The sequence below is a fragment of the Streptomyces sp. NPDC059994 genome (assembly GCF_042737755.1).
Taxonomy (GTDB): Bacteria; Actinomycetota; Actinomycetes; order Streptomycetales; family Streptomycetaceae; genus Streptomyces.
Genome location: NZ_JBHWUR010000102.1, coordinates 1 through 21,994, shown reverse-complemented (window position 1 = coordinate 21,994; position 21,994 = coordinate 1). Strand labels below are relative to the sequence as shown.

Here is a 21,994-nt window from a genome sequence, read left to right as displayed (position 1 = left end):
AGTCCTTCCATATGCGGCTGTGTGGTGTCGTATGGTGTCTCAACGCCTTTAGCACTAACTCGGGGACCTTTGGCCTGCTTGGCGCGCCAAAGGTCTCTTTTCTGCGAACGGACCGGAATTACTGGTTCCGAATACAGTGAATGACCTATGGGCCGGGCCCCGGGCGCGATGTCGCGCCCCGGGCGTGGATCCCGGTGGGTCCGTCCTCTCGACTCCGTCACCACGGATGCGAACCCCTCGGGCGTAGGGGCGGGGCGGCTCCCCTGCCGGTGCCGGCCACCCCCCACCGGGCGCGACCACCGCTCACGAAGCGCGCGTCCCGAGCAAGCAAGGATCGACCATGGCGTCCAGCCTGACGAAGGACTCGGCGAGCACCACCGGTTCCGAGAAGACCTTCTTCGGCCACCCCCGCGGCCTGGCCACTCTCTTCATGACCGAGATGTGGGAGCGCTTCTCCTACTACGGCATGCGCGCCCTTCTCGTGTACTACCTGGTCTCCGGCGGCGCCGACGCGGCGACCGGCGCCCAGGGCGGCGGCCTCGCCATGCGGGCAACCACGGCCACGGCCATCTACTCCGTCTACGTCTCCATGGTCTACCTCATGGCGATGCCGGGCGGCTGGTTCGGCGACCGTGTGTGGGGTGCCCGCAAGACGGTCACCGTCGCCGGTTTCGTGATCATGAGCGGTCACCTCGCGCTGGCCCTGCCCGGCCAGGCGCCGTTCTTCGCCGGCCTGGTACTGGTCGCCGTCGGCTCCGGTCTCCTCAAGGCCAACATCTCCACGATGGTCGGCCACCTGTACAACGGTGCGGACGACCCGCGACGCGACGGCGGCTTCACCGTCTTCTACATGGGCATCAACCTCGGTGCCTTCGCGGCGCCGCTGGTCATCGGCACGGTCGGCAAGGAGCACAACTGGCACCTGGGCTTCGCCCTCGCCGCGCTCGGCATGGCCCTGGGTCTGGCGCAGTTCCTCCTCGGCACCAAGCACCTGGACCCGAAGAGCAGCCTCGTCCCGAACCCGCTGTCGGCCGAGGAGCGCAAGGGCGTTCTCACCAAGGTCGCCGTTGCCGTCGCCGCCCTCGCCGTGTTCTACGGCGTCGTGGTCGCCATGGGTGCCTACACCCTGAACTGGGCGCTGGTTCCGCTCACCCTCGCCGGTCTGATCATCCCGATCGCGGTTCTGGTCCGCATCAAGCGCGACAAGGACCTGTCGACCACCGAGCAGTCCAAGATGAACGGCTACATCTGGCTGTTCGTCGCGGCCGCCGTCTTCTGGATGATCTACGACCAGGGCGGCTCGACGCTGTCGCTCTTCGCGGACGCCAAGACCACCGACAACGTCGCCGGCATCCACTTCTCGGCCACCTGGTACCAGTCGCTGAACCCGCTGTTCGTCATGGCCCTGGCCCCGGTCTTCGCCTGGCTGTGGCTGTGGCTCGCCCGTAAGAACCAGGAGCCCAACACCATCGTGAAGTTCGCGATGGGCCTGGTCGTCATCGGCGCCTCGTTCTTCGTCTTCATCGTCCCGATGAACATGGCGGGCGACGGCAAGGTCTCCCCGATGTGGCTCGTCTCGATCTACATGATCCAGACCATCGGCGAGCTCTGCCTCTCCCCGGTCGGCCTCTCGGTCACCACGAAGATGGCGCCGCAGAAGTACGCCTCCCAGATGATGGGCGTCTGGTTCCTCGCGGTCACCGCGGGCGACTGCTTCACCGGTCTGCTCTCGCTGGCCGGTGTGAGCCTCGACGGCCTCGGGATCATCGCGATGGAGGCCTCGATGGCCGCCGTCGCGGGCCTCGCGATCTACATGTACCGCAAGAACGTCCAGTCGCTCATGGGCGGCGTGCACTAAGCGCACCGCACCACGCCGCAGGGCCAAGGGCCGCCGCACCTTTCGGGGTGCGGCGGCCCTTCGCGTATCCGTACCGCGTATCCGTACCGCGTATCCGTACCGCGTATCCGTACCGCGTATCCGTACCGCGTATCCGTACGTACGGGACGGCTCAGCGCGTGCCGCGCAGCCGCCGCCACGGGGTGAAGGTGAAGACCGCGCCGCCGAGCAGGACGGCGGTCCCGGCGATGAGGCCGAGGGCGCGCAGGGCGCCGTGGTCGTTCGCTCCGGTCTCGGCGAGGCCGCCGGAGCTGCTGCCCGTGGCGCCGCCGGCGGTACCGCCGGAACTGCCGCCGGAGGTGCTCGTACCGCCGGACGCGCCGCCCTGCTGGGCCGTGGTGTCCAGCTCCAGGGACACGGGCGCCGCGCCCTTGACCGTGCAGGGGATGTTGATCTTCGAGCCGCCCAGGGTGACGTCGATCGTCAGGGCGCCGGGGCTGAGTGTCGACTTGCCGCTCGCGCCCGGTTTGTAGGTGCCGGTCATGTCGGAGAGGCTGACCGGGTCGCCGGTGTTCAGGGGGCCGGAGTTGGCCGGTCCCGTCACCGTCACCGAGCCCTTGTCTGCGCCGCCGACGGTGATCTGCATGGAGGGCTTCAGCGCGCCCGCGGGAAGCGGGGCCGGGCTGTTCATGACGCCCTTGGCGGTCTTGACCGTGAGGTCGTAACTCCCGCCGTTCTTCCTGGCGCCGATCGTCACCTTGGAATTGATACTGGCCGGGCCGGGGGACTTGCAGGCGAAGGTGACCGCGACTTCCTTGCCGGGGAAGTCGGTCTGCCCGCCGCTGCCGCCGGTGGTGGTTCCGCCCGTGGACGTGGTGCCGCCCGTGGACGTGGTGCCGCCGGAGGTCGTGGTGCCGCCGGTCGTCCCGCCCGAGGCGGTGGTCCCGCCGGACGTCGTGGTCCCTCCGCTCCCGGTCGTACCGCCGGACGCCGTCGTCCCACCGCTCCCCGTCGTACCACCGGACGCCGTCGTCCCACCCGACGTCCCCCCGCCCTCCGTCACCTTGATCGTCGCCCCGGCGCCGACCGTCTCCTTCGGGGAGCACTTGGTGTCCGTCGAGAGCGGCTTGCTGACGTTGATGTCGTACTTGTCCGGCGTCAGCCTGACGTCGCCCGCCTTGGTCAGCTTCAGCCTGGCCTTCATGTCGGGCAGGACCATCGGGCTGTTCTTGGGGATCGGCGGGTTCTGCCGCGGGCCCTCCACCGCCAGGTCGGCGCTCTGGGCACCGGCCACCTTGACGGTGCCGGTCGGCTTCACGGTGTCCTTCTCCAGGTCGAGCACATCGGGGTTCTTCGACGCGGCCTGGACGGTCTTCCACACCACTTCGACCTCGTCGCCCACCTTCGCCTCGGCGGGCGCGGTGATCCGCACCTTGGTGGTGCCCTCGACGGGCGGCAGGCCGGAGATGGGTGGCGGGATGCACTCGGTGGCGTACGAGACCTCTGCCGCCCGGGCGGGCCCGGCGGCCAGAACGATTCCCGCGCCTCCGAGCATCAGCGCGACTCCGGCCGCGCTCATCCTCCGTTGCGTGGTCACGGATTTCCCTTCGTCGTGGGGGTGTTCGGACGGTTCTCGGTCGGTGCGGAGTCGGGGGTGAACCACGGCAGGGGCGTCGTCGCCGTGGTCGTGGCCGTGGTGGAGGTGTCGTCGGCCGGTGGCTGCGGGGGCGGTTCGGCGGCGGCTCTGCGGACGGGCCGGCGGGGTCGGGCGCGGCCCCCCGCGCGCCCCCGCCGTGTGTGCCCCGCCCCGCTCGGGCGGACCCTGTCCACCACCGCCATGCCGATGCGGAACACCGCCGCCGGGACGACCACGCCCAGCAGGATCCAGAAGAGGGTGACGCCCCACGGGCGGCCCACCCCCCACGGCTGGGTGGCGAGCACCTTCTGCCCGTACTTCACCGAGACCTGGTAGTCGCCGTGCGAGCCCGCCGACAGCTCGAAGCCCAGCCTGACCTCGGCCTTGCCGCCGGGCTTGATGGTGCCCTTCCACTGCCGGTCCTCCCACTGCGGCGCGAACACGCCGTGGGAGGTGCCCACTCGGAAGACCGGGTCCTTGACCGGGGCCGCGCCGAGGTTGCCGACGGTGACGACGAGCGTGCGCGAGGGCGGTGCCCCGAACCAGGTGAGAATCCCGCTGCTCCCGTCGAGCTCCGGCGCGGTCAGGACGCTCAGGCGCCCGGTGCCCGACTGTTCGGGCAGCGGCGCCACCGGATGGCCGGTGATCTTCAACTCGGCGTCCACCACCGCCTGTTCGCCCGTCACCGTGGCCACGTGCACCACACAGGGGCAGGGCTTGGGCGGTGCGGCCACCGGCAGCGGCTTGCTGAAGGCGCCCCTGGCGTCGGTGGTCACCGCGCGCCCGTCCGCGTTGGCGCAGGAGTTGGTGCCGCCGATCACGCCCTGCCCGGGGGTGGACTGGCCGCAGACCAGCAGCATCAGGAGCGTGCCGGGCCGCCAGCCGGTGCCACTGGCGGTGATCTCGGTCCCCTTGGCCGCCTCCGGCTTCGACAGCGTCACGGCGGGCTTCGCGTCGTCGGCGCTCGCGGCCGCCGACGACAGCGCCGACGCCGGCGGGAGCGTCAACAGCGCGGCCGCGACCAGCGCCGCCCCTCTCGTACGCGGCTTCACGATGCTGCTCCCGTCGTCGCCAACTCGCTTACGGGGTGAATGACTTCGGGGCCGCCCGGATCCGGGCGACGGCGCCGCCTCCGTACCCACGGCGCCGCGCCCGCGCCCGCCGCCACGCACCCGGCGCCCGCCACCGGGCCCCACGGCACGAACACCGCCGAGGCCGTCGCCTCACCCCGGGCGGCCCCGTCCGCCGTCACCGTCAGGCGCACCTCGACGCGGTCGAGGGCGGGCGGGCGCCGCCAGGGCTCGGTGAGCTCGACGCGCTGACCGGGCGGCAGCTCGACCGGCAGCGGCCGGGCCGGGCGCCGCAGCGGCTGCCCGAAGAGCCCGTCGGCGCGGACGGCCAGGCTCGGGGCGAGGGTCGTGTTGCCCCGGTTGACCAGGGCGTAACGGATGACGGAGCGGCCCCTGTCGACGCGTACGTCCTCGACGGTGAGCGCGGGCAGGACCGGGCCCGCGACCCGCACCTGGACCCGCACCCCCGCCTCCCGGCCGCCGCCGGACGCGACGAGCGCCGCCGGGTGGTCGCCGGGCGGGGCGCCCGCCGGGACGGTGACCGCGAACGGCACCTCGGCCCGGGTGCGCGGCGGGATCCGTACCTCGGCCGAGGCGAGCGCGAGCCAGGGATCGGCGCCGGGGCGCACCGCGAAGGCGCCGGTGGCGGTGTTGTACGCGGCGGCCCCGCGCAGCCGCAGGGTCAGCGGGCGCGCGGTGGGGTTGGCGAGCGAGAGCCGGTCCTCCAGTACGGAGCCGGGCGCGCCCTCCAGATAGAAGTACGGTCTGCCGTCGCCGCTGGGCCGCGAGCCGCCGCCGGACGTGGGCGCGGCGGTCCACTCCCCGTCGGCGGCGCGCGCGGCGGGGGCGGACAGGGCGGTCAGGGCCAGGGCCGCGGCGAACACGGCCAGGCGGATCGGTCGTGGCGGCATCAGCGGCTCCCCGTCGAGCGGTGCGGCGTGCGGCTTGACGACGTACGGCTTGCGGGCGCGTCCCCGCGCCCGGGGCCGTCCCGTGGGTACGGACCGGGTCAGCCGTGCGCCCGTGCGCCGCGCCGGGTCAGCCACAGCACCCCGGCCGCGCCGGTGAGCAGGACCGTGCCGCCGAGCGTGCCGAGGGCCACGGCCGAGTCGAGCGGGCCGGTCTTCGGCAGCGCGTCGACGGGCCCGGAGGCGCCGGTGACGTCCAGCGAGAGCGAGGGGCCGGGACTGTTGCCCGGGGTGCAGGTCGTGGTGGTGCCCAGCGCCTTGATGGTGAGGATCGAGGCGGTGAAGGTGACCTTGCCGGACGCCTTCGGTGTGTACGTACCGCTCAAGTCGCTGATCTTGATCGGGCTGTTGGCCGGGATCTCGGCCGTGTTGGCCGCTCCGGACACCGCCACCGTGCCCTTGTCGGGGCCGCCCAGCTTGATGACCGCGCTCGGGCTCATCGCCCCGGCGCCCAGCGCCACCGGGCTGGAGGAGACGCCCTTCTGGAACGACATGGTCAGCTTGTAGGCGCTGCCGCTCTTGACGGCCCTGATGTCGATGGGCGACACCGCGGCCTTGGGGCCGATGGGTGTCTCGCACTTGTAGTTGACGTCCACGACGTCGGCGTGGGCGGCCGGGGCGGCCATCAGCACCACCGGGCCCGCCAGGGCAGCCGCAAGGGCGAGTGCTGTCCGCTTCTGGTACGACACGTACGACACCTCGAATTTCCCTCGGTCCCGAGGCCGTTCAAGTTACTGACGGCACATCAGATTGGGCGTCAAGGTACGCCGGGGACCTTGGAGAGGGAAGACACACAACGCGGTGGATGACGGATCGCAAGTGACACGAGTGCCCTGGGGCGCGGGTGCTCCGCGCGCACGCCGGATTTCCGAGGGGGCGCGCCCTACGCGGGCGCGGCGAGCTCCGCCCAGACCGTCTTGCCGGGCACTCCGGGCGTCCGGACGACCCCCCAGTCCAGACAGAGCCGCTGGACGATGAACATGCCGTGGCCGCCGGGCCGCCCCGCGCGGTGCGGGGTGCGGGGCGCGGGCTGGCCGGAGCCGCGGTCGGTGACCTCCAGGCGCAGCATCTTGGAGGTGCGGACGACGCGCAGCTGCTCGGGGCCCTCGGCGTGCAGACAGGCGTTGGTGACCAGCTCGGAGACCACGAGCAGGACGTCCTCCGCGGCCGCGCGCCGGTCGGCGGTGGCGGCCGGGAGCCAGCCCCACTCGTGCAGTGCCTGGCGGGTGAAGTCGCGCGCCAGTGGCACGATGCCGCTGGCTCCGTACAGCGCGAGGACGCGCGAGGCCGTCACCGGAGCTCCGTCCGGCTCGGGGCCGCGGTCGCCCGGCTGGTGCTGCCGGGTGGTGCTCATCAGCGCTTCACCTCACCGATTCACCGAATGCCTGGATCGCCAACGTCTTGAGTCTGGTCTCCTGCCCCGCCGAAGCGGGGTCAGTCATCCAGTGCGGCTTCGAGCGAATCATGCACGGTGAAGACCGCTTCCGCCCCGGTGATCTCGAAGACGCGGGCCACCACCGGGAGCATTCCCGCCAGATGTACTCCGCCACCGATCGCCTCGGCCTTCAGCCGGGCGCCGAGCAGCACGTTCAGCCCGGTGGAGTCGCAGAACTCCAGCTGCGCGCAGTCGACGACGAGCCGGCCGCGGCCGGCCGCGACCGCGTTCTCCAGAGGTTCGCTGAGCAGTTCTGCCGTGTGGTGGTCCAGCTCACCCACGGGCGTGAAGATCTCGCTGGGGCCGTACGAGCGGACGCCGACCTTGAGCCGGCCCCGATTCGCGCTACCGACCATGCCGCGGTCCATGCCCGTCCCTCTTCGCCATCATTCTCCGTGCCGCACCGTGAGCGGTGCGGCAGTGGTTCGCTCGCCCGTTCGGTGCGGAAACCGTGCTCCCCGTCACAAGTGACGCACCTCTCCGCATACGTCACCGAACACGGCTCCGTACACGCGGACTCCCCGAGAACACTACGCCTTCCCTACGCGCGCCGGAAGCCGAACACCGTACCGAAACGGGCATATACGGACAACTCAACCTTGCGGCGGTACAACCAAAGCGGGTAGGGGTAGGAGAGACAGATTTTCACCCGCGACCGGCCATGGAGGCGCCGCACACCGATTCGCCACGTATAGGCGTCGGCAGCCATATGCCGAGAACGATGGAGGAGACCCCATGTCACCCCTGCTCGACGAATCCATGGATACGTCGGCAACGCACGTGCCGCACACCCTGATCGAGGGACTCGACGATCTCCCGGAGATCCCTCCCTACGAACACATCGCGCCGCTGGACGCGCGGGCCCTGTCGAAGACGCTCTTCGCCCGGCTCGACTCCCTCGAAGAGGGAACCCACGCGTACTCCTACGTACGCAACACGCTCGTCGAACTGAACCTGGCGCTGGTCAAGTTCGCCGCGTCCCGCTTCCGTACGCGGAGCGAGCCGATGGAGGACATCGTCCAGGTCGGCACCATCGGCCTGATCAAGGCGATCGACCGCTTCGAGCACGACAGAGGCGTGGAGTTCCCGACGTTCGCCATGCCGACCATCGTCGGCGAGATCAAGCGCTTCTTCCGCGACACCTCCTGGTCGGTCCGGGTGCCCCGGCGCCTCCAGGAACTCCGCCTCGACCTGGCCAAGGCGGGCGACGAACTCGCCCAGCAACTCGACCGCGCACCGACGGTGGGCGAGCTCGCCGAGCGCCTGGGCATCAGCAAGGAAGAGGTCGTCGAAGGGATGGCGGCGAGCAACGCGTACACCGCGAGCTCGCTGGACGCCCAGCCCGAGGAGGACGACACCGAGGGCGCCCTCTCGGACCGGATCGGCTACGAGGACCACGACCTCGAAGGCGTCGAGTACATCGAGTCGCTCAAGCCGCTGATCGCCGAACTCCCGCCCCGGGACCGGAAGATCCTGTCGCTGCGGTTCGTCGCCAACATGACGCAGTCCGAGATCGGCGAGGAGCTCGGCATCTCCCAGATGCACGTCTCCCGGCTGCTCGCGCGCACCCTGTCGCGGCTGCGCAAGGGGCTGACGCTCGACGAGTGAGGCACGCCCGTGCGAGGGCCCGTCCCTTCTGGGGACGGGCCGCCGCAATTGTTGACGAACAGTGCGGTCTGGGTCACATTGAGCGCGGGGCAACCGGGGGGTCTGGGGGGACTCATGCCGTACGAGACCACGTCGTGCTCGACGCTCGAAGCGACCATGCGGGACCGGCTCGGGCGCGAGTGCCTGTACCTGCCGTCCTGCCGGCTCGCGCTGTACGTGGCGCTGCGCCACTGGTGCGCGCCCGGCGGCCGGGTCCTGATGTCGCCCGTCAACGACGACGTCATCTTCTTCGTGGTGCTCGCGGCCGGGCTGCGGCCCGTACAGGCGCCGCTGGACGCCCGCGACGGCTCGATCGACCTCTCCGCCGTGCCCGAGGAGACCTGGTCGGGCCTGTCGGCGGTCCTCACCACCAATCTGTACGGGAACCCGGACCCGGCGCCCCGACTGCGCGCCAGGTGCGATCAGTTGGGCATCCCGCTCATCGAGGACGCGGCCCACGCCATCGGGAGCGAGGTGGCGGGGCAGGCGGTCGGCACGTTCGGTGACGCGGCCGTCTTCTCTCTCTCCAAGCACACCGCCGCCAAGGCGGGCGGTTTCCTCGCCGTCGCCGACCCCGGGCTTCGCGAGGCCCTGGTCAAGACCCGCGACGAGCTCCTCGACCCGCCCCGGCGCACGGCCGAACTCGCCTACTGGGCCCGGCCGTACGCGGAGGCGACGGTCCGCGGCCTGCGCCTCGCACCCGCCGCGTGGGCGGTGCTGCGGATGCTGGGGCGCCAGGAGCGCGAGGACATCCGGATGGCGCTCAGAGGCGGCGAGCTGAGCCGGGCCGTCACCGCAGCGCCCTCCCTGCGCGCCTTCCACTCCTGGGTACGGGTGGACATGCACGACTACCGCACCGGCGCGGGCGGCCTCCGACGCGCCCGGATCGAACGGAAGCTGGGCCGCCTCGACGCGGTGCTCGCCCGGCACCGGGCCGGGGCCGAGCGACTGCTCGCCAGCGAGTGGGCGCGGCCGGGGCCCGGTCCCGTACAGCCGCTGTTCCGGGTGCCGCTGCTCGTCGAGGACCGGGACGCGGCCCGGGCGGCGCTCGCCGAGGCACAGGTGAACGTCGGCTACCTCTACGACCCGCCGCTCGACGACTACGCGGGCGCGGGCTTCACCGACCCGTCGCCCGCCCCCGAGGCCGGGCGCTGGTTCGCGCGGCACGCCCTGCCCGTCGACCCGCTGAAGGCCGAGCTGTCGTTGCGGGTCCTGGAGGAGTCGGGGGCCCGCCCCGCGAGAGGCGGGCCCGCCGGTGTCTGACACCACGTCCGACGCGCGGCGGGCCGTCGGCGGGGACGAGGGACCGGGCGGGGGGCCGGACGCCACGGAACCGGCGGCCGGGGACCCCCCGGGGCCCGAGGACAGCCCGCCGGCGGCCGGTGACGGGGGCGGTGACTCGATGTTCCGCAACGCCTACGCCCTGATGCTCTCCACGGCCGTCTCCGCCGCCCTCGGCCTCGGCTTCTGGCTGGTCGCGGCCCGCTACTACAGCGAGGAGGCGGTGGGCCAGGGCTCCGCCGCCATCGCCGCGATGCGGCTGCTCGCCTCGATCACCGCCACCACCATGATCGGCGCGGTGGTGCGCTATGTGCCGCGCGCGGGCCGGGCGACCGGGCCCCTGGTGGTGCGGGCGTATGTGGCGAGCACCGTGGTGGTGGCCGTGGCGAGCGTCGGCTTCCTGTTCACGCTGCCGCTGTGGGGGGCCTCGTACGAACCGCTCGGCGGGCTCTCCTCCGGGGTGGTCTTCGTGCTCGCCTCGGTCGCCTGGGCGGTGCTGACCCTCCAGGACGGGGTGCTCACCGGGCTGCGCAAGGCGGTCTGGGTGCCGGTCGGCAACGCGGTCTTCTCCCTCGGCAAGCTGCTGCTGCTCGCCGGCTTCGCCGCCTTCACCCTGGGCGTCTTCCTCTCCTGGGCGGCGGCGATGGTCCTGTCGATCCTGCCGCTCGGCCGGCTGATCTTCCACAGGCTGATCCCGGCCCAGGCGGCCGCCGACCGCGACCGGCCGGTGCCCCAGATGCGCGAGATAGGGCGCTTCCTGGCGGGCGACTCGGTCGGCGCGCTCTTCTCGCTCGCGATGATCAATCTGCTGCCGGTGATGGTCGCGGTCCGGTTCGACGCCGCGCAGAACGGGTTCTTCTATATCGCGTACACGGTCGGCGGGACCATGGAGTTCATGGCCATCAACATGGCCTCCTCGCTCACCGCGCACGCCTCGCACAGCCCGGACCGGCTCGCCGACGGCGTACGGGGGGCGCTGCGCAGGATGGCGCTGCTGCTGGTGCCGGTCGTCGCCTTCCTGATCGTCTTCGCCCCTCGGATCCTCGCCCCGTTCGGCGCGGACTACGCCGAGCACGGCACCCTCGTCCTGCGGCTGCTCGCCGCCGCCGCACTGCCCCGGGTCGCCGTCGAGCTCTACATCGGGGTGCTGCGCGTCCAGGGCCGCACCGGCGTCCTCGCCCTGCTCCAGGGCGCCATGTGCACCCTGGTCCTGGGCAGCGCGGCGGTGCTGCTCGGCACCACCGGCATCCAGGGCGCGGGCTGGGCGGTCCTGGTGTCGATGTGCGGCATGGCGCTCGTCTCGGCGCCAGGGCTGCGCGCCGCCCTCGCCGGACGCGCCACCGTGCGCACGCCCCGCGCGCCCCGCAAGCGCGGCCCCGAGGAGTACGGCACGAGCTGGGCCCGCAACGCGGCGCTCGCCCGGACCGAGGAGGCCAAGGAGTACGGGACGCGCTGGACCACCCAGACCGCCTACCTCAGCGGCGGCCTGGAGACCGGGACCCCGGCGCTCGGCATCCCGGTGTACGTCCCCGGCGGCGCGCCGGGGGCCGGATCCGGCGGCGGCCGGGGCGGGGCGACCGCGACCACCCTGCACCTGCGGCCCGTACGGCCGGGCGAGCCGGAGCCCGACGACGAGCCGCTGCTGGCCACCGTGCTGTGGCTGCTGCTCGGGCTCGCGGCGGGCCTGTTCTGGGTGCCGCTGTCGCGCGCCCAGGACGCCAGGAACGCCGCCTCGGACCACGTCGACGGCACCGGGCTCATCTCCGCGCTGCCGCCCGTCTCGCTCACCGCCGGGGTGCTCCTGATCGTGGTGTGCAGCGCGGCCGTCTCGCTCTACCGGGCCCGCCCCGCCCTGCTCGCCGCCGGGCTCGGCGTGACGGTGGCCGCCCTGCACACCGCGCCGCTGATCCTCGGGGTGCGGCCGGACCCGCTGGCGGGCCCGTGGCACTCCGCGCTGACGCGGATGCTGACCGAGGTGGCGGGGCTGGACTCGCCCGCCGGGGCCGAGCGCTTTCTGCCGATCGCCCTCCAGGTGCTCTGCCTGGCCCTGGTCGCGCTGACGCTGATGGCGGTGGGCGCGCACTGGCGGCTGACGTCGGTGGTGGTGTGGGTGCTCGCGGTGGCCGGGTGGGCGTGGCAGGCCGCGTTCGCCCAGGCGGCGGTGCCGGTTTTCGCGGCGCTGTGCGGGGTGGCTGCGGCCGCGGTACTGCTCGGCGGACGCCGGGCTCTTTGACCCGGCCTTCGTCCGCGGGCCGGTGGTCGCTTCTCGCGCGGTTCCCCGCGCCCCTGAAGGCGCCCCTACGGGGTGATCCCCCGGCAACCCCGGTGACCGCAACCCCCTCAGGGGCGCGGGGAACTGCGCGGGCAACCCGCCACGGCCCGCAGACAAAGGCCGGGCCAGCCAGGGGCGCGGGCCCGCAGACGAACACCGGGCCCGGACCTACCGGCGTCGTGGCCGTTCCACCGCCCCCCGCGTCGCGGCCGGTAGCGGCAGGCCCGGGAAAGCGGCCGCCACCGTGGCGAACGCGGCCAGCGCCACCAGGAACGCGGTCGCCGAGAACCCCTCCACCAGGAACAGGCAGGTCGACACCAGCGCCCCCAGCGAGAGGCTGAGCGGCGCCGCGAGCGCCAGTGCCTCCAGGCGGGCGCCGGGGCGCAGCAGGTCGGGCTGCGGGTAGAGCAGCGCGAAGCCGGGGCCGAGGGAGACGAACAGGAGCACCGGGATCCAGCGCGCCGGGGTGGCGTCCGGCAGCTGGGTCGCGGCCAGCGCCGCCCAGCCGGAGAGCGCCAGGGCGACGCGGATGAGGTTCTGGGCGAGGGTCACGACGGCTTGCCTCCGGTCGGCGCGGCGGTGGGGGTCCTCCTGCTCCTCAGGAGCTCGGGGGAGGCCGGTACCGCAGGACGGTTCCGTAACTGTTGCGGTCGATCACCCGGAACAGCGGCGACGCCGAGAGCTTGGCCGTCAGCTCCGCGAACCCGCCGGCGGGCAGCAGCCCCTCGCCCGCCGTGTAGACGTCCTGGGTACGGGTGAGCAGCACGAACGCGGGTCTGCCGTCCTTGGGCAGGCCCGGCGCCAGGAAGGCGGCCGGGTCCTTCAGCATCCTGATGTTGTCGGGCAGCGCCTGCTCCACGAAGAACCAGTGCTCCAGCTGGTCGTAGCGGTGCAGCGCCATCGGGAAGGAGCCGGTGGCGGCGAGGATCAGCGAGTCGCGCGGCGCCTCGTCGATCACCCGGGTGACCAGCGCGGTCTCGGCGGGCGGGGTGTAGTACATCCGCTCCTTGCCGTAGTACGCGGGCAGGAACCCGGCGACGAGGGCGAGCAGCACGGCGGGCAGCGCCACCGCCGGGATCCGCCGCCGCGCCACCGGCCCGAGGCGGATGCGGCCGGGCTCCTTGGCGGCGCCGGGCGCGGGCACCAGCGCGGCCGCGGCGAAGAACGCGGCGCCCGGCAGCCCGAACAGATAGACCCGGAAGAGCATTTCGCCGCCGTAGTCGTTGATCGCGAACATCGGTACGGGCGCGATCGAGACGAGCAGCAGCGGCAGTGCGCTCCTGAGCAGCTTGCGGCGGGTCAGCACGGCGAAGGCGGCGAGCGCGGCCACCCCCAGGACCATCACGATGTCGGCCCGGCCCTGGAGCACCGGCCCGGGTCCGGTGAGCTCGCCCGCGTACCCGGCCCGCGAGTTGTTGAGGAGGTTGCCCGCGGACTCCTTGAGCGAGTCCAGGGTCTCCACGAACAGCGGGCGGCCCATGGTGAGGTCCCAGACGAGCATGATCAGGCCGGTGACGACGAGCAGACCCGGGTTGCGGTAGCGGCGGGTGAGGTTGAGGGCGAACAGGGAGACGCAGAGCATCACCGGTGTGAGCTGGTGGGTGAAGTTGATGGCGGCGATCAGCGGGGCGAGGATCACCACGCAGACCGCGCGCTGGCGGGCCGTCGTCGGCGGCGGCACGGAAGCGGCCGCCGGATCGAGGTGCGCGCGCGAGCGCAGGTCCCCGGCGGAGCCCGGGCGTACGAAGTGGCGCAGGACCACGGCGAGTACGCAAAGGTGCAGGATCAGCGCCAGGCCCTGCGGCGAGAAGTAGTCCTGGCCCACCCAGTTGGCGACCTCGAAGATCCACACGCCGGTCCACACCAGCCGCCAGTCCTCGGCGAAGGTGCGGTAGATCAGCACCAGGACGGGGATGAGGATCACTCCGTAGAAGAGCGCCGCCCAGTTCAGATACGACCGGGTGGTCTCCACCCCGAAGGCGCGCACCAGCGCCGAGTTGAGGGTGAAGAAGCCGGGCCACTGGTCGTAGGCGGCCATGTTGCCCGACAGCGGGGTGCCCGGCCGCAGGTCCTGGTTGACCAGCAGGTGGGTGACGACGGCGTCGTGTTTGGAGGCCCACGGGTAGCGCACCGAGTCGTAGAGGATCGCGGTGGGCGCCTTGAGGGCGAAGAGCAGGGCGACGCTGTAGAGGCCGGGCCACCAGGGCGCGGTCCCGGCCCGCCGCAGGCTGACCACGAACCCGGCGGTGAGCACCACGAGGGAGAGGAAGAAGGCGGCGGGCAGCTGGTCGAGCAGGCCCCAGTCGCCCATGTGCCGGTAGTCGATGTGCGGCAGCGCGTACAGCCACAGGGCGCTCGCCAGGGCCAACGGCAGCCAGGTGAACAGGGTCTGAGGCTCGATCAGATCCGGTAGGCCGCGCTTCGGGGCGCGCGCGGCCTCCCCCTCCTCGCTTGCGCCGCCTTCCGGTGGCAGCTCGCTGCTTCCGGTCACCGGCGCGGGCACGCGTTGCTGCACAGTGCGACTCCCCCCACGGATGTGGTGCGCGGCCGTCACGCCGCCGTCCCCTGGCTGTCCCCTTCAGCGAAGTATAGGAACCTGCTTCGCTTTTGTGATGCTGTCGTACGGTCCCGTCCCCGGCGGCTCCGCCGGGCCGCTCACCCCGCGAAGACCGGGCCGCGCACGGCCGCCCTGGCCCGTCGGTAGAGCCGCCAGCCGACGGTCGCCGCCGAGTCCCGGTACGGAGCGGTACGGGCCCCCGCGCCGCCCATCCACGCCTCGACGTCCGCCACGGTGTGGCCGCGGCGCACGATGAGGCGGGCGATGCGGTACGAGTCGTCGGCGTCCGAGCTCAGCGCGTGCCGCACCGCGACGGCGCTCTCGTACCCGGCGGCGCGGGCGGCCCGGCGCACGGCGCCGCTGTTGTAGCCGTGCGGATACGCGAGATGGGCCACCTCGTGGCCGAGCGCGTCCTCCAACGTCGCTTTGGAGTCGGCCAGTTCGCGCCGCAGGGCCTTCGCGGTGAGTGTGTCGAGCTGGGGGTGCGAGACCGTGTGGCCGCCGATCTCCATCCCGTACTGCTCCAGGAGTTTCGCCTGGTCCAGGGTCATCATCGGCGCCGGGGGCAGCAGCGAACGGCCGCCCGGGGCGAGCGCGCCGGTGGTGAGGTACGCGGTCGCGGGCAGCCCGCGTACGGCGAGCGCGTCGGCGGTGGGCCCCGGCAGATCCGCGAAGCCGTCGTCGAAGGTGAGCACGACGGGTCTCGGCGGCAGCACCGCCCGCCCCGCGAAGTGGCCGGCGAGGGCGCCGACGGTGACGGGGGCGCGACCACTGGCCACGATCGCGTCGAGGTGTGCGGCGAACTGCCGCGGCGAGACGGTGAATTCGGCGATCCAGGCGGGCGGGTCGTCCATGACGGCGTGGTAGAGGAGGACGGGGACGGCGTCCCCGCCGCCCGAAGGGGCCGGTGCCGTCGTCATCGCGTCGCCTCCCACGGCCGCCGCAGTCCGCGCACCCGGCGCCGGGCCCGCAGATAGCCGAGGGGGCCGTACAGCATGCCGCGGCGCTCCAGGCGGGACAGGCCGCGCGGCCACGGGTAGGCCCGGGCGCCGTGCTCGCCCGGCACCGACTGCTCGCCCGCGGCGCGGTGGGCGCTGATGGCGCGGGCGTGGGCGAGGCCGCGCGGCAGTCGGGCCAGGAGCGCGGGCAGCAGGGCGGGGCGGCGCACCAGGAGCGCGGTGAGGTAGGCGGTGAGCCCGGCGCCGTAGCCGTACGCCTGGTTCTCCAGGTCCTGCCAGGTCTCGCGGTGGTGGTGCCAGACCAGTGCCTCGGGCGTGTAGCCGAGCCGGTGCCCGGCGACGACTATCCGCGCGAACGCGTACAGGTCGTCGCCGCCCCTGGCCGGGGTCCCCGTGCCGGTCGCCGGGTCGAAGCCGCCGACGGCACGCAGGGCGGCGGCCCGGAAGGCCATGTTGGCGCCGGAGCCGAACCGGCCCGCGGTGAAGGGGAACAGCGGCTCGTCGGCGGGCGGCCGGGCCGGGTCGAAGCAGCGCGGCGCGAAGCCCTTGGTGAACCCGCCGTGGCTCTCCAGCAGGATCTGCGCGGGCGTGCGCAGCCGGGCGGGCAGGATCAGCCCGGTCGTACAGCCGAGCCCCGGGTCGGCGGCGAAGGGCGCGGCGAGCGCGCTCAGCCAGCGCGGGTCGGCGACCACGTCGTCGTCGGTGAACGCCAGAATCGTTCCCTCTGCCACGGCGACGCCCCGGTTGTGCGCGGCGGCGAGGCCGGGCACGGGCTCGCGGACGTAGCGCACGCCGTGCGCCGCGTAGCTCTCCTCGACGAGCCCGCAGGTCTGGGCGGTCACCGGGTTGTTGTCGACGACCACGATCTCGTAGTCGGGGTGGTCCTGGCGGAGCAGCGAATCCAGCGCCCGGGCGAGCTGTCCGGCCCGCTCACGGGTGGCGACGACGACGCTGGCGCGCGGCAGCGGCACCGGCGACGCGGACCGCCCGTCCGGCGGCACATGCCCGGCGAGCTGCTTACGGGCGGCCGCGGCCAGCACCTCGGCGGCGTCCTCGCCGGGTCCGACCCGGCCGATCACCGTGCCGACCGGGCGGCCCCTGAGCCTGACCAGGACGTACACCTCGCCCTCCCCGACGGGCGGCCCGCCGGGCGCGGGGGCCAGCGAGAGCACCCCGCCGTCGAGCCCGTCGAGGTCCAGCTCCCCGACGCCGATACCCCCCTGGACACCCTGCTCCCGGACCAGCCCCTCGGCCTCCGGCAGCCGTGGTGCGCCTGCTCTGCGCGCGTGTGCCGTACGACGTGACATGCGACTCCCCCGTGATCTTCCGGGTGGTGCGGCGGTGCGGGTGGTGCGGCGGTGCGGGTCGTGCGGCCCGGCGGGTCGTGCGGCCGGGCTCAGCGCCCGCCTCGCAGGCGGCCCGCCTGTTTCAGCGTGCGCCGGCCGAACGCGGCGAGCGCGGGCCGCTCGCGTACGAACCCGTGCGCGCGGCGGGACGGCTCGCGGCCCAGCCAGTGCAGTGCGGCCCCGGCCCCCGGCCGCACCGAGGCACCCTCGTACACCGGGATCTCCCCGGTCTTCAGGGCGTCCTTGTACTCGGCGGCCCCCCGCCCCAGGTCCAGCACCCCGATCCCGGCGGCGGCCGCCGCCTCGGCCATCCGCAGATGCAGGACGAGCCCGGGCGAGTACTTGGCGAACTCCGGGTCGTACGACGGGAACCAGCACGACAGGACCGTGCGCGAGCGCAGCCCGAAGTGGGCGGCGACCGGGCGGTCCGCCACGTAGAGGACGGACAGGACGCCGGAGCAGCCGGGCGCGCCGGTGTGCGCGAGGTACCGCACCAGGGTGCTGATCCAGTCCTGCGCGAACCGGTCGCGGCGGCCGGTGCGGCGGTACTGCGCGGACTTCCACTCCATGAGCTGCCGCAGCGCCCCCGGATCCCGCTCGTCGAAGACGAACCGCACCTCGCCCGCCTGCCGCCCGAGCCTGCGCTCCTTGGCGGTGGTGGTGCGGAAGAACTTGGGCGAGCGCTCGCGCAACCCGCTCTCGTACGTCTCGTACCCCGCGCCGACGTCGACGACGAAGGAGGGGTACGAGTCGGCCGCGCCCGGGACGAAGAGCCCCTGCCCGGCCTCCAGGTTGTCGAACGCCCAGGCGGAGAGGGAGCAGGCGCGCAGCAACTCCCTGACCTCCAGGGCCACTTCGGGCCGGGCTACGATCCCCTGACTGTCGGACACGCCGAACCCGATGGCCCGCCCCCGCCCGAACCGGCCCTTCTCGAAGGGGAAGAAGGCGGCCGGTTCGCCCCCTTCCTCGACCACCGCGACCCGCGCCGAGGGCCGCACATGGGCGACGGCGAGGGTGAACTCGGGCTCCATGAACGGGTTCGCGGGCGCGCCCGACTTCGCCCGAATCTCACGCCAGACATCCAGCTCACCGGCGTTCAGCTCACCGGGTCCGACCACCCGGATCCGGCCACCGCGTCCACTGCTCAATTCGACCCCCCGGTCTCCCCCTGAGCACGTGCCAAGGACGGTACCGGTCGAAATGTCGGGACGGTAGCCGATCGGCCGCTCTTGTGACCGTACGGTGAAGGTCGGCGCTCTAGCGGGTGAGCGCGGCGGTGACGGCGGCCTCGGCGTGGAGGCGGGTGGTGGGGAACACCGGTACGGGGCTGTGTTCCTGACGAATCAACAGCTCGATCTCGGTGCAGCCGAGGATGACGCCTTCGGCGCCGTCGGAGACGAGCCGGGAGATGACGTCCTGATACGCGGCACGGGACTCGTCCCGTACGACCCCCAGGCACAACTCCTCGTAGATGACGCGGTGGACGAGGGCGCGGTCTCGGGCGTCGGGCGTGACCACTTCCAGCCCATGTGAACGCAGCCGGTCCCGGTAGAAGTCCTGCTCCATGGTGAAGGCGGTGCCGAGGAGGCCGACGCGGCGGATGCCCCGGGCCCGTACGGCCTCAGCGGTCGCGTCGCCCAGGTGCAGCAGCGGCACCGAGACGGCCGCGGCGACCTGGTCCGCCACCTTGTGCATGGTGTTGGTGCAGATGAGCACGAGGTCGGCCCCGGCCGCCTCCAGCCCCTTGGCGGCGTCGGCCAGGACCTCCCCGGCGCGCTCCCACTCCCCGGCGCGCTGGAACTCCTCGATCTCGGCGAAGTCGACGGAGTGCAGGACACAGCGGGCCGAGTGCAGCCCGCCGAGCCGCTCGCGTACGAGCTCGTTGAGAAGCCGGTAGTACTCCGCGCTGGACTCCCAGCTCATTCCGCCGATCAGGCCGATGGTCCTCATCCGGCCACTCTAGGCTGGGGGATGATCGATTGACTCGACGAGGGGTGGGGACGCGTATGTTGACCGAGGTCGCGGGGATAAAGGTGCCCGAGGGCCATGCGGCGCAGGCGGCGCGGCTGGTCTGCGCGGAGTACGCGGACGAGGCGCTGTACCACCACTCGGTGCGGTCGTACTTCTTCGGCGCGGCCTGGGCCGAGGAGCGCGGCCTCGACTACGACCGCGAGCTGTTCTTCGTCTCCGCGCTCCTGCACGACCTGTCGCTCACGCCGCCCTTCGACAGCCACACCCTGCCCTTCGAGGAGGCGGGCGGCCATCTGGCCCGCGTCTTCACGGCGGGCCTCGGCTGGCCCGACGCGCGCCGCGACCGGGCGGCCGAGCTGATCGTGCTGCACATGCGGGACGACGTGGCCGTCGAGCAGGACGTGGAGAGCCGGCTGCTTCAGGTGGGGACGACGGCGGATGTCTCCGGCGGCGGCCTGGATGCCTTCGACCCGTCTTTCCGGGAGGCCCTGGTACGCGCATACCCCCGGCTCGGCTTCGCCGCGTCGTTCGTGGGCCTGTTCCGCGACCAGGCGGAGCGGAAGCCGGGGTGTGCGGCGGGGGAGCTGGTGGCGGCGGGCTGGGAGGCGCGGGCGCTGGGGAACGGGCTGGATCTGGGCTGAGGCCGAGCGGGTCGCACCAACCGGCGTGCGCCGCGTGCCGCTGTGCCCACCCGTGCCGCCCCGGCGGCACGATTGCCCACAGCCAGGCAGGCACATCGCACGTCGCACCTCGACCCCCAGGAGGGCCCATGACCACCCCCGTCATCGCCGTAACCGGTGCCAGTGGAGCCATCGGCGGTCGGGTGGCCCGGCGGCTCGCTGAGCGGGGCATCGCGACGCGGCTCGTCGGGCGCGACCCGGACCGGCTGCCCGATCTGGCCGGGGCGGTCAAGGCGCCGGCCGCCGCGTTCGGGGACGGGAGGGCCATGCGGGAGGCGCTGGACGGGGCCGGGGCGCTGCTGATGGTGTCGGCGCACGAGGCCCCCGGCCGCGTACGCGAGCACACCACCGCCGTGGACGCGGCCGTCGCGGCGGGTGTGCGCCGCCTCGTGTACGTGTCGTTCCTCGGCGCCGCCCCCGACGCCGCGTTCACCTTCGCGCGCGACCACTGGCACACCGAGCAGTACATCCGGGGCACGGGCCTGGCGTACACGTTCCTGCGGGACAGCCTCTATCTGTCCGGGCTCGCCGCGATGGCGGGCCCGGACGGGGTGATCCGGGGCCCCGCCGGGGACGGCCGGGTCTCGGGCGTGGCGCACGAGGACATCGCGGACGTGGCGACGGCCGTACTCCTGGAGGAAGGCGAGGAGCACGACGGCGTCACGTACGACGTCACCGGGCCCGAAGCCCTCACGCTCACCGAGGTGGCGGCGGAGCTGAGCCGGGTGGCGGGCCGGACGGTCACCTATGTGGCGCAGACCCGGGAGGAGGCCTTCGCCTCACGGGCCGGGTACGGCGCCGAGGAGTGGGAGGTCACCGGCTGGGTGAGCTCGTACGAGGCGATCGCCGCCGGGGAGATGGCGACGGTCGCGGACACCGTGCCCCGGCTGGCCGGGCACCGGGCGCAGTCGTTCGCCCAGTACCTGGAGGCCCACCCCAGGGCCTACCGGCACTTGATGCCCTGACGCCAGACGTCGCTGATCAGCGGCACACCGGGCCGGTAGGCGAGGTGGACGTGGCTCGGCGCGTCGAGCAGCGCGAGGTCGGCGCGGGCGCCGGGCGCGATCCGCCCGACGTCGGTGCGCCGCAGCGCGGCGGCGCCCCCGGCGGTGGCGGCCCAGAGGGCCTCGTCGGGGGTCATCTTCATGTCCCGTACGGCGAGCGCGACGCAGAACGGCATCGAGGACGTGAACGAGGACCCCGGGTTGCAGTCCGTGGAGAGCGCGACCGTCACCCCCGCGTCGAGCAGCCGCCGGGCGTCGGGCCACTGGGCGCGGGTGGAGAACTCGGCGCCGGGGAGCAGGGTGGCCACGGTGGAGCCGCTCGCGAGCGCGTCGACGTCGGCGTCGGTGAGGTGGGTGCAGTGGTCGGCGCTGGCCGCGTCGAGCTCGACGGCGAGCTGGACGCCGGGCCCGTAGGAGAGCTGGTTGGCGTGTACACGGGGGATGAGCCCCTTGGCCTTGCCCGCGAGGAGGACGGCCCGGGCCTGGTCCCCGTCGAACGCCCCCTTCTCGCAGAAGACGTCGACCCAACGGGCGTACGGGGCGCAGGCGTCGAGCATCTCGCCGGTCACGAGCTCGACGTAGGCGGCGGGGTCCTCGGCGTACTCCGGGGCCACGATATGAGCCCCCAGATAGGTCACTTCATCCGTGTGCTCGGCGGCGACGCGCAGGGCGCGGGCCTCGTCCTCGACGGTGAGGCCGTACCCGGACTTGGTCTCGAAGGTGGTCGTCCCCTGCCGCAGGGCCTCGCCGATGTACCGGGCGACGTTCGCGCCCAGCTCGGCGTCGGTGGCGGCGCGGGTGGCGGCGACGGTGGTCCGGATCCCGCCCGCCTTGTACGGCTGCCCCGACATCCGGGCGTTGAACTCCTGGGTGCGGTCGCCCGCGAAGACGAGGTGCGAGTGGGAGTCGACGAACCCGGGGACGGCGGCGCGGCCCTGCGCGTCGTGGGTGGTGTCGGCGGCGGGCGCGGCGTCTTGGGCCCCCACCCACGCGATGGTGTCGCCGTCGATCACTACGGCGGCGTTCTCGATGAGGCCGAGGGGGGTGGGGCCGAGGGTGGGGTCGTTGGTGACGAGGGTGGAGATGTTGGTGAGGAGGGTGGTGGTCATCGGTGCGGGCTCCTGTCGGTGGTCGGCGGTCTTGTACCCCGCCCCGCCCCTTCCCGAAAGCCCTGGGCGGGCGGCCGGGTTCGTCGGCTGCGGGCTTTTTGGCCCGGGGCTTGTCTGCGGGTCGTGTGTGGTTGCTCGCGCAGTTCCCCGCGCCCCTGAAATGCGCCCCTTCGGGGCGCCCAGGGGATTGCCGCGCAGCGGCATTCAAGGGGCGCGGGGAAC

19 protein-coding genes are annotated in these 21,994 nt (G+C 73.1%); 6 read left to right on the top strand and 13 right to left on the bottom strand.

Annotation, left to right across the window (positions count from 1 at the left end; translation table 11 throughout):
• Window positions 1–340: 340 nt before the first annotated feature.
• Window positions 341–1,858 (top strand): peptide MFS transporter, encoded by a 1,518-nt coding sequence (locus ACFWA7_RS32675; protein ID WP_385545871.1) that lies wholly within the window; start codon window positions 341–343, stop codon window positions 1,856–1,858.
• A gap of 151 nt (window positions 1,859–2,009) precedes the next feature.
• Here the strand turns inward: ACFWA7_RS32675 and ACFWA7_RS32670 are convergent, their stop codons facing one another.
• The 6 genes from ACFWA7_RS32670 to ACFWA7_RS32645 all read right to left on the bottom strand — a co-directional run bounded on the left by ACFWA7_RS32670 (window position 2,010) and on the right by ACFWA7_RS32645 (window position 7,314).
• Window positions 2,010–3,416, bottom strand: coding sequence for a hypothetical protein (locus ACFWA7_RS32670; RefSeq protein ID WP_385826701.1), 1,407 nt, complete (start codon window positions 3,414–3,416; stop codon window positions 2,010–2,012).
• Between the two features lie 14 nt (window positions 3,417–3,430).
• Entirely contained in the window at window positions 3,431–4,525 is a 1,095-nt protein-coding gene (locus tag ACFWA7_RS32665) for a hypothetical protein (protein WP_385826693.1), read from the bottom strand.
• Window positions 4,522–5,589, bottom strand: a complete 1,068-nt coding sequence (locus ACFWA7_RS32660) for a hypothetical protein (RefSeq protein ID WP_385826691.1) — start codon at window positions 5,587–5,589, stop codon at window positions 4,522–4,524. The genes ACFWA7_RS32665 and ACFWA7_RS32660 overlap by 4 nt, the downstream gene beginning before the upstream one ends.
• The gene (locus ACFWA7_RS32655; protein WP_385545900.1) at window positions 5,553–6,200 is read right to left on the bottom strand and encodes a peptidase; all 648 of its coding nucleotides are present in this window, start codon (window positions 6,198–6,200) and stop codon (window positions 5,553–5,555) included. Before ACFWA7_RS32655 ends, ACFWA7_RS32660 begins: the two co-directional genes overlap by 37 nt.
• Window positions 6,201–6,394: 194 nt before the next feature.
• Entirely contained in the window at window positions 6,395–6,865 is a 471-nt protein-coding gene (locus ACFWA7_RS32650; protein ID WP_385545862.1) for an ATP-binding protein, read from the bottom strand.
• Between the two features lie 80 nt (window positions 6,866–6,945).
• Window positions 6,946–7,314, bottom strand: coding sequence for an STAS domain-containing protein (locus ACFWA7_RS32645; protein ID WP_385545860.1), 369 nt, complete (start codon window positions 7,312–7,314; stop codon window positions 6,946–6,948).
• A 391-nt stretch (window positions 7,315–7,705) separates the two neighbouring features.
• Between ACFWA7_RS32645 and ACFWA7_RS32640 the strand changes: the two genes are divergently transcribed.
• The 3 genes from ACFWA7_RS32640 to ACFWA7_RS32630 all read left to right on the top strand — a co-directional run bounded on the left by ACFWA7_RS32640 (window position 7,706) and on the right by ACFWA7_RS32630 (window position 12,107).
• Window positions 7,706–8,554, top strand: coding sequence for an RNA polymerase sigma factor SigF (locus ACFWA7_RS32640; RefSeq protein WP_385545897.1), 849 nt, complete (start codon window positions 7,706–7,708; stop codon window positions 8,552–8,554).
• Between the two features lie 156 nt (window positions 8,555–8,710).
• The gene (locus ACFWA7_RS32635; protein ID WP_385826699.1) at window positions 8,711–9,856 is read left to right on the top strand and encodes a DegT/DnrJ/EryC1/StrS family aminotransferase; all 1,146 of its coding nucleotides are present in this window, start codon (window positions 8,711–8,713) and stop codon (window positions 9,854–9,856) included.
• A gap of 139 nt (window positions 9,857–9,995) precedes the next feature.
• Complete coding sequence (locus tag ACFWA7_RS32630) at window positions 9,996–12,107, top strand: lipopolysaccharide biosynthesis protein (RefSeq protein WP_385826697.1); 2,112 nt, start codon at window positions 9,996–9,998, stop codon at window positions 12,105–12,107.
• A 207-nt stretch (window positions 12,108–12,314) separates the two neighbouring features.
• On the opposite strand, the gene ACFWA7_RS32625 is transcribed toward ACFWA7_RS32630, so the two are convergent.
• The 6 genes from ACFWA7_RS32625 to ACFWA7_RS32600 all read right to left on the bottom strand — a co-directional run bounded on the left by ACFWA7_RS32625 (window position 12,315) and on the right by ACFWA7_RS32600 (window position 18,958).
• Window positions 12,315–12,698 (bottom strand): hypothetical protein, encoded by a 384-nt coding sequence (locus ACFWA7_RS32625; protein ID WP_385826689.1) that lies wholly within the window; start codon window positions 12,696–12,698, stop codon window positions 12,315–12,317.
• Window positions 12,699–12,744: 46 nt separating this feature from the next.
• Entirely contained in the window at window positions 12,745–14,661 is a 1,917-nt protein-coding gene (locus tag ACFWA7_RS32620) for a hypothetical protein (protein WP_385826687.1), read from the bottom strand.
• 140 nt (window positions 14,662–14,801) lie between these two features.
• Window positions 14,802–15,623: a polysaccharide deacetylase family protein gene (locus tag ACFWA7_RS32615; RefSeq protein ID WP_385545853.1), complete on the bottom strand. Its 822-nt coding sequence runs from the start codon at window positions 15,621–15,623 to the stop codon at window positions 14,802–14,804.
• A complete protein-coding gene (locus ACFWA7_RS32610) occupies window positions 15,620–16,876 on the bottom strand; it encodes a glycosyltransferase (protein WP_385826695.1) in 1,257 nt (418 codons plus the stop codon). Before ACFWA7_RS32610 ends, ACFWA7_RS32615 begins: the two co-directional genes overlap by 4 nt.
• A gap of 182 nt (window positions 16,877–17,058) precedes the next feature.
• Complete coding sequence (locus ACFWA7_RS32605; RefSeq protein ID WP_385545850.1) at window positions 17,059–18,156, bottom strand: GNAT family N-acetyltransferase; 1,098 nt, start codon at window positions 18,154–18,156, stop codon at window positions 17,059–17,061.
• A gap of 109 nt (window positions 18,157–18,265) precedes the next feature.
• Complete coding sequence (locus ACFWA7_RS32600; RefSeq protein WP_385545847.1) at window positions 18,266–18,958, bottom strand: aspartate/glutamate racemase family protein; 693 nt, start codon at window positions 18,956–18,958, stop codon at window positions 18,266–18,268.
• A gap of 56 nt (window positions 18,959–19,014) precedes the next feature.
• Between ACFWA7_RS32600 and ACFWA7_RS32595 the strand changes: the two genes are divergently transcribed.
• Both ACFWA7_RS32595 and ACFWA7_RS32590 read left to right on the top strand, forming a co-directional pair.
• Window positions 19,015–19,620, top strand: a complete 606-nt coding sequence (locus tag ACFWA7_RS32595; protein WP_385826685.1) for an HD domain-containing protein — start codon at window positions 19,015–19,017, stop codon at window positions 19,618–19,620.
• 128 nt (window positions 19,621–19,748) lie between these two features.
• Complete coding sequence (locus ACFWA7_RS32590; protein WP_385545841.1) at window positions 19,749–20,624, top strand: NAD(P)H-binding protein; 876 nt, start codon at window positions 19,749–19,751, stop codon at window positions 20,622–20,624.
• On the opposite strand, the gene hutI is transcribed toward ACFWA7_RS32590, so the two are convergent.
• On the bottom strand, window positions 20,603–21,772 hold the full coding sequence (gene hutI / locus ACFWA7_RS32585) for an imidazolonepropionase (protein ID WP_385826683.1): 1,170 nt from the start codon (window positions 21,770–21,772) through the stop codon (window positions 20,603–20,605). The genes ACFWA7_RS32590 and hutI overlap by 22 nt on opposite strands.
• Window positions 21,773–21,994 lie beyond the last annotated feature (222 nt).

Bases quoted from the DNA above. Each gene is read 5' to 3' on its own strand.
- ACFWA7_RS32640 (WP_385545897.1), top strand. From the start codon at position 7,706: ATGGATACGTCGGCAACGCACGTGCCGCACACCCTGATCGAGGGACTC.
- ACFWA7_RS32590 (WP_385545841.1), top strand. From the start codon at position 19,749: ATGACCACCCCCGTCATCGCCGTAACCGGTGCCAGTGGAGCCATCGGC.
- ACFWA7_RS32615 (WP_385545853.1), bottom strand. From the start codon at position 15,623: ATGACGACGGCACCGGCCCCTTCGGGCGGCGGGGACGCCGTCCCCGTC.
- ACFWA7_RS32600 (WP_385545847.1), bottom strand. From the start codon at position 18,958: ATGAGGACCATCGGCCTGATCGGCGGAATGAGCTGGGAGTCCAGCGCG.
- ACFWA7_RS32645 (WP_385545860.1), bottom strand. From the start codon at position 7,314: ATGGACCGCGGCATGGTCGGTAGCGCGAATCGGGGCCGGCTCAAGGTC.
- ACFWA7_RS32675 (WP_385545871.1), top strand. From the start codon at position 341: ATGGCGTCCAGCCTGACGAAGGACTCGGCGAGCACCACCGGTTCCGAG.
- ACFWA7_RS32650 (WP_385545862.1), bottom strand. From the start codon at position 6,865: ATGAGCACCACCCGGCAGCACCAGCCGGGCGACCGCGGCCCCGAGCCG.
- ACFWA7_RS32630 (WP_385826697.1), top strand. From the start codon at position 9,996: ATGTTCCGCAACGCCTACGCCCTGATGCTCTCCACGGCCGTCTCCGCC.
- hutI (WP_385826683.1), bottom strand. From the start codon at position 21,772: ATGACCACCACCCTCCTCACCAACATCTCCACCCTCGTCACCAACGAC.
- ACFWA7_RS32635 (WP_385826699.1), top strand. From the start codon at position 8,711: ATGCGGGACCGGCTCGGGCGCGAGTGCCTGTACCTGCCGTCCTGCCGG.
- ACFWA7_RS32670 (WP_385826701.1), bottom strand. From the start codon at position 3,416: ATGAGCGCGGCCGGAGTCGCGCTGATGCTCGGAGGCGCGGGAATCGTT.
- ACFWA7_RS32595 (WP_385826685.1), top strand. From the start codon at position 19,015: ATGTTGACCGAGGTCGCGGGGATAAAGGTGCCCGAGGGCCATGCGGCG.